This is a genomic window from Lacibacter sediminis (genome assembly GCF_014168535.1).
Classification (GTDB): domain Bacteria; phylum Bacteroidota; class Bacteroidia; order Chitinophagales; family Chitinophagaceae; genus Lacibacter; species Lacibacter sediminis.
This window is the reverse complement of the sequence record NZ_CP060007.1, coordinates 1122165-1136149: the sequence shown is the minus strand read 5'-3', so window position 1 is coordinate 1136149 and position 13985 is coordinate 1122165. Positions and strand designations below refer to the sequence as shown.

8 protein-coding genes are annotated in these 13985 nt (G+C 40.3%); 3 read left to right on the top strand and 5 right to left on the bottom strand.

The window, feature by feature from the left end:
• Positions 1–29: 29 nt before the first annotated feature.
• Positions 30–2186 (top strand): GH92 family glycosyl hydrolase, encoded by a 2157-nt coding sequence (locus tag H4075_RS05145; RefSeq protein WP_182804777.1) that lies wholly within the window; start codon positions 30–32, stop codon positions 2184–2186.
• Between the two features lie 6 nt (positions 2187–2192).
• Here the strand turns inward: H4075_RS05145 and H4075_RS05140 are convergent, their stop codons facing one another.
• From H4075_RS05140 to H4075_RS05120, 5 genes are all read right to left on the bottom strand, one after another.
• On the bottom strand, positions 2193–3611 hold the full coding sequence (locus H4075_RS05140; protein WP_182804775.1) for a DUF5009 domain-containing protein: 1419 nt from the start codon (positions 3609–3611) through the stop codon (positions 2193–2195).
• 86 nt (positions 3612–3697) lie between these two features.
• Positions 3698–5479 carry a RagB/SusD family nutrient uptake outer membrane protein gene (locus H4075_RS05135; protein WP_182804773.1) on the bottom strand — a complete coding sequence of 594 codons (1782 nt, stop codon included), beginning with the start codon at positions 5477–5479 and terminating at the stop codon, positions 3698–3700.
• A 19-nt stretch (positions 5480–5498) separates the two neighbouring features.
• A complete protein-coding gene (locus H4075_RS05130; RefSeq protein WP_182804771.1) occupies positions 5499–8537 on the bottom strand; it encodes a SusC/RagA family TonB-linked outer membrane protein in 3039 nt (1012 codons plus the stop codon).
• Between the two features lie 34 nt (positions 8538–8571).
• Positions 8572–10482 carry an FAD-dependent oxidoreductase gene (locus H4075_RS05125; RefSeq protein WP_220494854.1) on the bottom strand — a complete coding sequence of 637 codons (1911 nt, stop codon included), beginning with the start codon at positions 10480–10482 and terminating at the stop codon, positions 8572–8574.
• A gap of 32 nt (positions 10483–10514) precedes the next feature.
• Positions 10515–11705, bottom strand: coding sequence for an AGE family epimerase/isomerase (locus tag H4075_RS05120; RefSeq protein WP_182804769.1), 1191 nt, complete (start codon positions 11703–11705; stop codon positions 10515–10517).
• A gap of 169 nt (positions 11706–11874) precedes the next feature.
• On the opposite strand from H4075_RS05120, the gene H4075_RS05115 reads away from it, so the two are divergent.
• Together H4075_RS05115 and H4075_RS05110 are read left to right on the top strand one after the other, a co-directional pair.
• Positions 11875–13104, top strand: a complete 1230-nt coding sequence (locus tag H4075_RS05115; protein ID WP_182804767.1) for an ROK family transcriptional regulator — start codon at positions 11875–11877, stop codon at positions 13102–13104.
• A gap of 188 nt (positions 13105–13292) precedes the next feature.
• The gene (locus H4075_RS05110) at positions 13293–13979 is read left to right on the top strand and encodes an MlaE family ABC transporter permease (protein ID WP_255460343.1); all 687 of its coding nucleotides are present in this window, start codon (positions 13293–13295) and stop codon (positions 13977–13979) included.
• Positions 13980–13985: the final 6 nt, after the last annotated feature.

Sequence of the window (13985 nt, the reverse complement as noted above, 5' to 3'; positions counted from 1 at the left end):
CTTTACTATAACTTTTTCAATACTGCTGAATGAGATACGTATCAGTTGCAATAGCGTTGCTTGGTTTATCATGTAATCAAACTTCCCAACAATTAACATCTTTTGTAGATCCGTTTCTTGGTACCGGTGGGCATGGGCATGTATATCCCGGTGCAACAGTTCCATTTGGCATGGTGCAACTGAGTCCGGATAACGGAGATGAAGGGTGGGATTGGTGTGCCGGTTATCATTACAGCAGTAAAACAATTGCAGGGTTTAGCCATACACATTTAAGTGGAACCGGCATTGGCGACTGGTGCGATATTTCTGTACTGCCGTTAACCGATACAAACACCATCCGATCTGAAAAAATAAAACTTCCGTTTTCGCACTCAAACGAAACAGCAAAGCCCGGTTATTACCGTATACAATTAGATAATGGTATCAATGCTGAATTAACCGCAACAGAACGTACCGGTTTTCACCGTTACACATTTCCAAATAAAGAAGGTTGGTTGCGGTTCGACATGGGCTTCCGTATCAATTGGGATGCAAGTACAGCAGGCATGCTGCAACTGTTGAATGATTCTACCATAGCAGGCTATCGTTACAGCACGGGATGGGCCAAAGGACAAAAAGTTTATTTCGCCGCTACCTTCTCCTCGCCTATCAAACATCATTTATTTATTGATGATTCAATCAGAAATAATCAAATAGCTGAAGGCAGATTGGTGAAACTGGCATTGCAGTTTGCAACCAATGAACCGTTGCTGGTAAAAGTATCCATCAGCTCAGTAAGCACAGAAAAAGCATTGGTTGAAGTAACAAAAGTAGGCACGCAAACATTTGACGCAGTAAGTAAATCAGCTGATGAATTATGGGAAAAAGAATTACAGAAGATCCGCATCAATACCGATGATCAAGAACTGGCAACAAAATTTTATTCATCGCTTTACCGTACCTGCATGGCGCCGGTGATACATAGTGATGCAGACGGTGCTTATCAAACACACGATAACAAACAACTCAAATTCACAAAAGGGAAAAAAAAGTACACCGTTTTCTCACAATGGGATGTATTCCGTGCACTGAATCCGTTGTTCACGGTTACACAACAGGAGCGCCTGCCCGATATGATCAACAGTATGTTGCAATTGTATGAAGATAATGGACTGTTACCTGTGTGGGATCTGAGTACATGGGAAGCAAACACTATGACCGGCTATCACAGTGTACCTATTATTGCAGATGCAATTTTAAAAGACATCAAAGGATTTGATTACAATCTTGCATACGAAGCCATGCGCAAGAGTGCTTTTCAAAATCAACGAGGAACGCCTGACTATATTAAATACGGTTATCTACCACAGGATAAACATGGCTGGAGTGTAACCATTACATTAGAATATGCGTTTGATGACTGGTGTATTGCGCAGGTAGCCAAGAAGCTCGGCAAAACAAATGATCATAATCTGTTTATGAAACGTGCACTGAGTTATAAAAAACTCTTTGATGCACAAACAGGATTCATGCGCAGCAAGGATAGTAAAGGAAAATTTATTGAACCATTCGATCCGCTCCTAAGCGAACATGGTTTTGAAGGACAGTATATTGAAGGAACCGCCTGGCAGCATAGTTTTTTTGTACCACATGATCTAAATGGATTTGCAGATCTGTTTGGTGGAAAAGAAAAACTCATTGCAAAACTTGATCAGCTGTTTACTGCTCCATCTGAATTACATGGAGAGAATACTTCAGCTGATGTTACAGGTTTGATCGGTCAGTATGCACATGGCAACGAACCGAGTCATCATATTATTTACATGTATACAGCACTGGGCCAGCCAACGAAAGCAGCAAAATGGATCAAAATTGTGGCAGACAGTATGTACAAAACCGGACCTGATGGCTTGATTGGCAATGATGATTGCGGACAGATGAGCGCATGGTATATCTGGACAAGTCTTGGTATGTATCCAATGAACCCTGCAAGCGGCGAGTATGTGTTTGGCTATCCGCTTATCAACAAAGCAACGATTCAATTGCCCAATAAAAAAGAATTACAGATCAACGTAACCCGGGAGAAAAAAAATAAGGCAAGTGGTATTGGACAGGTAAAGCTGAATGGTAAAGAACTGCCGGTTCGATCTATTACACATCAGCAGTTGATGAATGGTGGTGTACTTGAATTAGTAGTGAATGATTAGATGTGGTTACGTTTTCCAGAACCATTTCCGTTTTACAAAGAAGATGGTAATAATCGATACGACAGCTGTAAACAACACTCCCTTCATCAATCCCATAAAGAAATTCTGATTCATAGCGTCCCAGTATTGCTTTGTGTGAGTTAGCTGCAATAAAGGTAACAGCAGTAGATTTCCAGCAACATAAGCCACCATCGGATTCTTTCCATTCAAAGAAAAATAAGTAGCGATTCCAGAAAAGAATCTTCGTTTTGACATCACGGAAAAAATGATCAAGCCAAAAAAAGCCAAACCACTTGTTACAAAATAGTAACTGTAGGTGGAGGGATCTTTTTTAATGCCGCCTTCATATGCTTCAAAAAACAAACCCAGGAATAATAAATAGGTACCGGCCTGTACTAATTGTTTATAGAAATTCGTGCCTGCTACACTTCGCAAAAGATAAAACGCCATCATGCAAAACGAAGCAGTAGCAATTACATTTAGTAAAAGGAGCCTGATATACAATCCATACAAATTCATTAACAATAATACTAGACTAAGAAGAGCCAATACATTTTCGGAGGATCTATCCGTTTCCCCATTTTTGCTCTCACCATTCTGTTTCATTTTAGCAAGCAGCATTTCTCCTGCAAAGGTTCCGGGTACAATTATAAACAGGTATTTCAAAAAATAGAATTTGTACAGCCAGTCAAACTTCCAATTACCAATTGCAGAAAATTCAAATAGTTCCTTTGCCCAACTGTGTGAAGGTTCTTTTGCAGCAAGAAACACCGCCATTAAAAAAGGAAGCATACCGATCCGTAACAATGGCTTATCAGCCGTAACGTAATAAATGATCGTTCCGAATAAGGCCATGTTTGCCAATACTAAAATAATGATATCACTTTTATAAAAATCAAACCCTTTTCCACTCCAGAAAGGCAATTTCCACAGAAGAATGATTGCAATAGCAAATGCAATCATTCTTACAATCAGAAAAACTTTTTTCAGCCTCTCATTTTTATTTTCATAGAATTGGAAAAACAATAACACAAATGCCAACATCGATAACAAATGTTCAGCAGCAGTTGGCTGCTCAGCAATCACCCACGCTTTCATGTGCTGCGTAAATAATGCAAAGAATGTAAGTAATAAAAAACGTTTGAATGCCATCCACAAAACAGGCAAGAAACCTTTCTCTTGTTCAATGTATTTTTTTAATGACAACGGAATAGCTGCCCCCATACTAAACAGAAAAAAAGGAAATACAAGATCAACCCATGTAATACCGGGAATAGATGGATCGAACTTATGCAGCGGTGGTGGCACCTGTGCATGAAACATCCATGCAGGCAATACATTCCCGTATGCAATTGCACCACTTAACACCATCGTTAATATGGCAAAGCCACGAAGTGCATCCAGGCTTTCGTTTCGTTGTAGCATGAACAGGATTTTACTGTTACGAAAAAAATCAAGTTATAAAAAAGGGCGCTGCTCTGCAGCAGCGCCCAACCCTAAACTAAAACTGACTACCAATCGGCATTCTGTGTTAATGCCGGCACTTTATCTCTTTCTCCCAAAGGTATCGGGCATAATAAATGTTGTGGAGTTCTGAACACACGTAATTCTCTTTTCAGACGTGTTGCATCACCATTAGGCCATGCGATAGGTACAAGATATACAGGATCAAATGTTGGAACTGGTGCAGGATTAATAAATTCCAAACCAACACCTGCGGTGAATTTCACCGGCGAGTTCGACTCACCATACATTTGCAGTGGCATCACTTTGGCTGCATAAGCACCATTATCCCATCTGCGCATATCAGCAAGATGCAAGCCTTCATTTGCCAGCTCCACTGTTTTTTCTCTGCGTACCAGTTGTTTTAATTTATTTGCATCTGCTAACACATCAGGCGCAATATTCGGCATACCTGCTCTTGCTCTTACTCTGTTAACAGAGGTAGCCACCGTTATTGCAGGAGATCCTTTTTCAAGATGTGCTTCTGCATTGATCAATAATATTTCTGCAAAGCGCATATACACCCAACCAACTTTGTAAAAGTTTCCGGCAGTTCCATTGATATCCCGATCCTGGCAATACTTCCGCCATAAATTTCCCAAACCATTTACACGTGGGCCAAAAATATTAGCGCTGTCCTGGTTAACAATTGTTGGGAAATCCACCACTTGCGTAGTAGGATTGTAACGGGTGATATAGCGGCTGTAGAAATCAAAAATAATACTGGTAAAACCCTGGACCACTACTGTATCGCCGGGAACAATCACTGTTTGTGCCATACGTGGATCTCTGTTTGCATTTGGTTTTGCAGGATTGTATAATGGTGATTCTGCAATATTCTTTCCATCTCTGCACTCAAACAAATCAACAAGGAACTGCGTGGGGAAATGACTTGATTGTCCGCCATTATTACGAGAACCCTGCACAAGGTTTAAGTAGTTAAATGAACCGGCATCAGCATCTCCATATGGATAATAAAACATGATCTCCTTATTAACATTTGCGGTTTGCCCGGCTTTGCGAAACAGGTTTTGAAACACAGGATTCAATCCATAACCACCATTTGCAATAATATCATCGGTAATGGCTGCAGCATATGTATAATTTTTATCTAACATCGCCAGTCGTGCACCGATGCCTTTTGCTACACCTTTACTAACTCTGCCAGCCTGTGCTGGGTTCCAATCGAGATCATTTGCAGCAGACTCAAGATCTTTAAGAAGAAAATCGATAATCACTTTCTTATCTGTTCTTGTAAACTCAAATAATTCCTGCTGATTTGATGGCGGCTTTGTAAAGAAAGGAACATCTCCATATAACGAAATAAGGTGCCAGTAAGCCATTGCACGTAATACTTTCGCTTCTGCAATTACTCTTTTGTATTCAGCAGGATCCATAACTGATTCTGCTTTTGTCATATACAGTAACAGGTTATTGGCTCTTTGTATCACCTGGAAAAAACCACCCCATAATTCAGCTACCGTACCATTGGTTGCATCATACGCTCCCGAAGCAATTGTACCGGAAAGCCCACGCTCCATCCCAATCTCAGTAAAGAGATCAAGTTTCGAGTAATAGCTGGTGGGGTTGGAATATCCCGGGCTAATAGAGCGTGCACCAATAGCATTATAAACACCTGTAAGTGCCTGTTGCACCTGTGCAGCATCGTTATAAAAATCTGCCTGTGAATTGGCTGAGAGCGGATTCCTGTCGAGATACTTTTTGCAGGAACCAAGAGCAACTGCAAAAAATAAAAGCAGGGCAACTCTGTTTATCTTAATATGTTTCATATAAATATTTTTTTCAGAATTAGAATTTCAGGTTTATACCAACTGTTGTTGTACGCATAATTGGATAAAAAGAACCATTGGTATTACTTACTTCAGGATCGAAACCAGGTTCGTAATTCGAGAATGTGAACGGATTCACCGTATTTACATAAACACGTAATTGCTGAATGCGTAATTTCTCGGAAATATTTCTTGCTAATGTATAACCGAGTGTAATATGCTTTACCCTCATAAATGCACCGTTACGTAACCAGTAATCACTCGACACATAGTTTCCGTTACCACCACTGTACAAACGTGGATATTTTGCATCGGTGTTAGTAGGTGTCCATCTGTCTAAAGCAGATTCAAGCCCTGAAGCAAACCAGTTGCCTGCATTAAACGGTTGCACTGCTACACCTGAAATGTAGTTATCTCTTTTACCAACACCAAAGAGGAAAATATTGAGATCAAACCCTTTGTAATCTGCATTCAGATTTAAACTATAATCGTAACGTGGAAAGTTGTTACCGATCAACACCCGGTCACTTGCGTTAATGATGCCATCTTTGTTTACATCAACAAACTTGATGTCACCCGCACCTGTTGTTCTTGTGCTGTTTGAAGGAACGGTAAAATTATCTCCCTGCTGATACAGGCCATCAGTTAAAAAAACAAAGTAGGAGAACAGCGGATAACCTTCCCGTGTTAATTGATTTCCACTGACAATATCACGGCCTTTTGTATCGAGTGTTTTTGTTCTTACATCTGACAGATTACCTGTAATACTGTAATTGAACTTACCGATCTTGTCACGATAGGTTGCTGAAAACTCCCATCCATTATTTACAAAAGATGCTGCATTTCGTGGAATGGTGGATGAACTCGTATAACCCTGCGCAAGTGAAATCGGGAAGTCAATCAGGTTATCTTCCACTTTCTTTTGATAAATATCAAACGTAACATTCAACCTGTTTTTTAATACAGTAAGATCTATACCAATGTTACTTTGTTTGGAAGTTTCCCAGGAAATAGCTTCATTAGGAATATTACCCAATGAAGATCCGCCTGTCAACACATTATTAAAATAATAGGCCGTTCCTGCGTTAATAGTTGATACAAACGGATAGTTTTCGCCAACCTCCTGGTTACCAGTTTCGCCATATGATACACGAAGTTTTGCAAAATCAATAAAAGATACGTCCTGCATAAAGTTCTCTCTCGAAATAACCCAACCTGCAGATACACCCGGGAAGAAGCCCCACTGTTTATTTAATATCTGGCTAAACCTTGATGAACCATCATAACGGCCTGTTACTTCTAAGAGATACTTCTGAGCATAATTATAATTAAATCTGCCAAAGAAACCAACCAGTGAATAATCAGTTGCAGACCCGCCAGATGTTTGCTGCGTTGGTGACGCAAGATTTAAATAAGGACGGTTGGGATCAGGCAAACCCTGACGGCCGGCAGTAACCGCAGTTACCCGATTATCCAATGCCTGGAAACCTCCCTGCAATTTGAACTGATGATCTTGTTTCAGATTGTAAGAATAGGTTCCTGAAATATTGTATTGGTTTGTGATGTTACGTCTGTTGGTATAATTAAGAGCTGAATCGCCAATAACCTGTGCCAGCAAATAAGTATTTGTAGCAGGGTTTGGATTGTACACATCATAAGATCCTCTTGCAACATATGCTTCTGTATTAGAAGTTCTGGCATTATACGATGCATCAATCACAAAGTTTCTAAACACTTCTGCACTCAAACCAAATCGTACAGATAACGTTGGCGTTTCTGCATGGTTAAAGCCTGAAGATTCAGCTGCGCCGACAGGATTGATTCTGTTTGATTGGCCTGCATCACCATATTTTTCATTATCAAATTTTCCTGGCCATAATCTTGCCATAGATATGCCACGCTGAATAATTTCATTGGGCGACATACCCCCAGGTTGCACACTAGTTGACTTTGTATAAAACAGATCGGTAGTAAATTTGATCTTCTTGGTAAGATTAATATCACCGTTCATCCGAAGATCATATTTTTTAAAGCTGTTGTTTACAACCAACCCTTGTTGATTTAAATAAGTACCAGATACCAGGAAACTTGCTTTATCTGAACCACCGTTGATGATGATGTTATGATTTTGCATTAAACCACTATTCTGAAAAATAAGGTCCTTCCAATCGGTATTGAACACATTCATATTATCGGCAGAAGTTGTACGATAAGTATTAATTTTTGCGTCGTTATGAATGACCGGACCGCCTGCATTTGTACTGTATTCATTTTCCAAAATCATATGATCAACACTTGATAACAGATTCGGAAAATTAGTAGGCGTTTGCTGGCTTACAAAGCCGTTGTATGAAATAGAGGTTTTACCTGATTGTCCTCTTTTTGTTTTGATCAGTATTACACCGTTTGTTCCACGCACACCATAAACAGCAGTAGAAGCGGCATCTTTTAAAATCGATACATTTTCAATGATATTCGGATCAACATCATTCAGACTAACTCCCTCCACACCGTCAACAATAATCAATGGACTACTACTGCCGGTAATAGATCCAATACCACGAATATTGATAGCACCTCCGTCAGCACCAGGCTGACCCGAACCTTGCTGTATAACAACACCCGGAGCAAAACCTTGTAATGCCATTGATGTAGAAGCAATAGGACGCTTGATCAACTGATCACCTTTCACAGTTGCAACAGCACTGGTAATGTTTGAACGGCGTTGCGTGCCATAACCAACCACCACAACTTCTCCTAAGTTGCCGGCAGCCGCTTCGAGTGATACACTCATTGTTGCATCATCCACTGTTACTTCTTTTGCAACAAAACCAATTCCGGAGAAAACCAATGCATCTCCTTTGTTTGCAGTAATCGAAAAATCACCGTTCGATCCGGTAACTGTACCTCGTTTGCTTCCTTTTACTGTAACTGAAACCCCCTCGGCGCCCGCACCAGTAGCAGCATTCGTAACAGTACCTGTTACTTTTAATTCCTGTGCTGAAACATACAGAACCGAAGAAAGAATCATCAACAGCATTAGCATTCGCTTTTTCATAATCAAGTTTTAGTTTGTTAGTGATGATTGTCTATCATTTATAATGACCCTCGTGGTCAACTTCTTTTAATTGAAATGGATTGATGACAGTATCGAGCAACACAGCCAGTTCAAGGCGTGTAATACTTCGTTGCGGATCAAAATTTGCAAATCCCCAGTTTGCCCACTCGTCAGAAATCTGTCTTTGTAATTCACTCCTGTTTAAAAAATTCCATTTGTTGTTTTTCTGAAGTACAGGATACTGTTTGGCAGTTTCAGTAAGTGTTGTTACAGCATCTGCAATCGTTACAGTTGAGGATGTAAGATTCATCCCAACAAATTCTTTATAGTCATTCGTAAATGTTGCAGATGCAATGATTGAGTCAGGATAAAACCAGGTACGGTTGGCCCACTTATATGGCTCGCCTTTCCCTTTTAAAATGCCGGTGGCACCAATGCGTTGCACTGCATCGAAATGTTTATGATCTGAACGTACATCAAAGTAAGGCATGATGTAAGCATTTGCTTTCAGCAATACTTCCTGTACAGTTCGCACAGAAATTTCTCTTGGCTGTTTGTTTTGTTGCACACTTACTGCCGCCAATGCACCTGCCGCCTGCCCCGTCAATAATACAACAGGTTGCAAACGGGTGGTACCATTTACAATGTTACTGACGCTGATTCCTTTTTCTGCAACGATTAAACCGTTATGCTGCTTGGGAATGAGTGCCCCCAATGGAATATTGTATGATGGAACAGGATAAAAATTTAAATGCTGTGGTGCATTTGTATTTTCCCGGTGATGATGATCAATTGGATAATCGCCAACAGAAATACCTGTACGGTATAATGCCTGGCTCTGTTTAAAAGGTTCTGCAATATGCTGCACTTTAAAACGTACCACACCTTGCAATCGTCTGCCTTCACGATGATAAGGAATTAATGGAAGTTGATCAGCAGTTGGAAATTCATTTGCTGCAAAATCGAGATGCTTAAATCCAAATTGTGTTTGCAGAAAATAAACAAAGCGGATTGTTTTTTCTTTTGCCTTTTTTATTTCCTGTTGACGTTGCTCGTATGTAAGTGGAATAAGATTGAGATAAATATCATTTCCTTTACCCGGCCAGTTAATCATGTATTTACCATTCGGTAATTTCCCATAATCGAGCAGTTGAGCCGCTGTAACATTTGATGCGAGTTTGGTTGAATCACTGCAAAACTCATTACAGCAACCATCAAATTCCATCGGATTATAATTCGCCGGTTTTACCAATGTACAATCTGCGCCGACACCATAATCTTTCAGAAGAGCTGTGTAGGTAATATCCTGAATAATATCATTGGTTGCAGGAACTCCAATATTCTCACCGGTTGTACTGTCTGCTTCCATTCCCATATCGAAAGGTACATTTGCACTTGCCATCACATCACCTAACTCAGTTGCATCAATGATTTGTTTTGCATGAATGGTAATGGACTCTTCTGTTTTTGTATTGATAAATTCCGCTCCGGTAATAGTTGTTCCGTTGGTGAGTGCTTTTACAAAACGTAATTGATGCATGACAGTAAGTTCCTTTTCTGCTGCAGTCATTTGTTTAAAAATGCTGTCAGCTACATGCGGTTCAAACAAGGTATTACTCACCCAGCCTGTTTCAACCGCTTTTGGTCCGCCATATACCTGGTAAATTTTTTCTCGGAACTCTGCCCATATACCGGATGGCATATTGTGGTTACCATCAAATGCAGAAACACCGGCGGAAGAGATCATACCGCCCAGCCAGTTTGTTTCTTCTGCGATAATTGTTTGCACGCCAAGTCTTGCACTTTGTATCCCGGCAGCAGTACCTGCAGTACCACCACCCACAACTAACACATCTGTGCTGTATGTTTTTTGTACATCAGATGTACAGCTGCTGATAAACAGGACTACAAAAAGAAAACAATGATATATGTATGAAAACTTCATCAGCAATTATTGGCAATCGTTACGTACACTTTTTATATGGCTTCGAAAGTGGCAGCTACCTGATAGAGTGCCCGTGGAATATGAAAACATCCTTTCCACTTTCCTCCTTTTAAGGATAACAACACTTCTCCTCTCCGGTTTAAATAACCAAACCATTCACCGTACTCATCATCTCTGAAATGTTTCCACGTGTAATCGTGTACTTTTTCGAACCATGCGGCACATCGTTCATTGCCTGTTAACGCATAAGCTTTTGCAAGAGCCACCAACGCCTCCACATGCACCCACCATAATTTCTGATCCCATTCTAGTTGTTGAGGTGGTGCACCTTTTATGTCCATGAAATAAAAAATGCCTTCGTATTCTTTATCCCATCCGTATTCAAGTGTGTTTAATAAAATAGTAACCGCTTTATCGATCAATACAGGATCGTTCATGCGTTTGGCAAGATCCATAATGAACCAGGTGGATTCAATAGCATGGCCCGGGTTGAGTAAACGACCTTCAAAGCTGTCATTGAAACTGCCATCGGGATTTACATTTTCCAAAATCAATCCGTGCTCCGGCTGATAAAATACTTCCATTACCTCATGAATCACTTCCGGAACAAATTCATTTACCCGATCACTGCCAAGAATATGTTCAAGCTCTAATGAAAGATTGCAAAGAATCATCGGCAAGCTGAAATTTTTCAATGGTCTTGTGCCGGGATAAGCTTTGCTGTAATGCCCTTTCCAGTTGTTTCGTCGACGAATGATATTTTCAAACGTATCAACGGCAATTTTCTTCCATTCATCATTGGGATTGATTTTATCTAACGCAGCAAAGGCCATCGTTGCAAAACAATCACTGAAAATATTGTATGGCTGCACCAACGGTTTGCCATCGGCCGTGGTTGAAAAATACCAATTACCCTGTTCATCTCTGCCGTGCTGCTGCATAAAACGGGCACCGTGCAATGCCATATCCAGCCATTCCTCTTTTTGCTCAACATGCCGGTACATATAGCTGAAACACCACACTTCTCGTCCCTGCAGCCACATAAACTTATCCGTGTCGTACACATTTCCTGCACGATCGAGACAGGTGAAGAAGCCACCATTCACTTCGTCTTTACTGTGGTTTTGCCAAAAAGGTAGAATATTCGACACAAGCTCTTTCCTGTATAAGTAGGAATAATAAGCAGTGGCTAATGGAAGTATGGCAGCTGGTTTTGGTTGCATAGTTCGTCCTTAGTTTGTAAGGATTTAGTTGTTTGAAAACCGAATTTAGGAAATTTATTTACTTATTAGCGCAAACTTAATTAATTTTTTTATTTACTAAGAAATTTCCAGCCCTATCTCTTTAAAAGCTCCTACATTAGCTTACACTTTTTTGAAATAAACTACTTGAATGGCGGAACAGCATCAGATTTTTGAGGTTTTCAGCGATGAAAATGCCTCAGGGGTTGCATATAAAAACAAAGCACTCAAACGCTCGTTGATCAACTTTCTCGATCAGGGCGGCAATACTACTATCACCGAATTAAGCAGGGAACTAAATATCAGCGTGCCCAAAACCACCAGCCTGGTGAACGAATTAATTGAAGATGGGCTGGTGAAAGATTATGGTAAAGTTGATTCAACCGGCGGACGAAGGGCCAGCATGTATGGACTAGTATCTGACGCCTGTTTTTTTGTTGGGGTTGATGTGAAACGGTATTATATCAATTTGGGCTTGCTCGATTTTAAGAAGCAATTGGTAACTATGACGGAGAAGGTTCCGTATAAATTAGAGAATACACAGGAATCGCTAAATCAACTGCTTGAAATAATAAAAGGATTCATTGCAGATTTACCGGTTGATGAAACAAAGGTGCTGAGTATTGGTATTAACCTTTCAGGCCGCATCAGCAATACTACCGGTTACAGCTACAGTTACTTTCATTTCCAGGAGGAACCGCTCTCCATTATTATTCAACGGGAGATCGGCATACAAACATTTCTTGAAAATGATTCCAAAGCAATGGCCTATGGTGAATTTTGTTGCGGGGAAGTACACAATGAAAAAAATGTACTGTTTGTAAATATGGATTACGGTATTGGTCTTGGTATTTTAATTGATGGAAAAGTGTATTACGGTAAGTCGGGCTTTAGTGGTGAGTTTGGACACATCCCTTTTTTTGATAACCAGATCATTTGCTATTGCGGGAAAAAAGGTTGCCTCGAAACAGAAGCATCGGGCGCTTCATTGATACGCAACTTCAAAGAAAAGATTGCACAAGGTTCTACTTCAAATGCGTTACGTAAAAATAAACAGATCGATGATATTACATTACTTGATATCATTCACGCAGCAAACCATGAAGATATGCTGAGCATTGAACTGCTGGCCGATATTGGTGAAAAAATCGGACGAGGTTTAGCCATGCTCATAAACATCTTTAATCCTGAGTTACTGATTCTTGGTGGTACGTTATCTGAAACAGGCGATTATCTCCGCTTACCCATCCGAAGTGCTTTAAATAAATATTCCTTGAGCCTGGTGAATAGCGATACACAATTAAAACTTTCAAAGCTTGGTGAAAAAGCCGGTGTAATGGGTAGTTGTTTAATAGCACGGAATAAAATTCTTTCTATCTAGTGATCGTTCTAAATCAGCTTTACTTCTGATATGCATCACAGGTAAGGCTGACTGTCTTCATTTCGCAGCAACTGATTATTATCAACATTTGGTATTGATTTCAATCAGTCATGTTTGCCAGCATCAAAAAAATACTCGTCGAAACCGGTCTGCTTGGCCGCTTTTCCTTTCGGTTTATCGGGCAAACTATGCAAGCCCGTTTCGAATTCAGTGAATTTGTTCGCCAGTGTTACATGATCGGGTACAAATCATTTCCACTTGTTGGTCTTACAGGTTTTATTATGGGGCTTGTACTTACCATGCAACTTCGTCCTGCCCTGCTCGATTATGGCGTTGCAACAGAACTGCCGGAAATGGTGGGTATTGCAATTGTGAGAGAAATCGGACCTGTTATTACTGCATTGATTTTTGCAGGCAAGATCGGCAGTAGCATTGGTGCCGAGCTGGGCAGCATGAAAGTAACTGAACAAATAGATGCGATGGAAGTAAGCGGCACCAATCCTTACAAATATTTAGTTGTTACAAGAGTGCTTGCATCAACCTTCATGTTACCATTACTTGTTATTGCAGGTGATGCCATTGCATTATACGGTTCTTACATTGGTGTAAACATTAAAGGCGTCACCAGTTTTCAATTGTTTTTTAAAATGGTGTTTGATGGATTGGCTTTCAGTGATGTGATGCCTGCTTTTATTAAATCGTACTTTTTTGGATTTGCCATTGGCATGATCGGTTGCTACAAAGGTTATCATGCACAAAAAGGAACCGAAGGTGTAGGACGGGCTGCTAACTCGGCAGTGGTGGTAAGCTCAGTAGCGGTATTTATCATTGATCTGCTGGCTGTGCAAATCACCGATCTGTTTGGTTTAAACTGAAGAAAC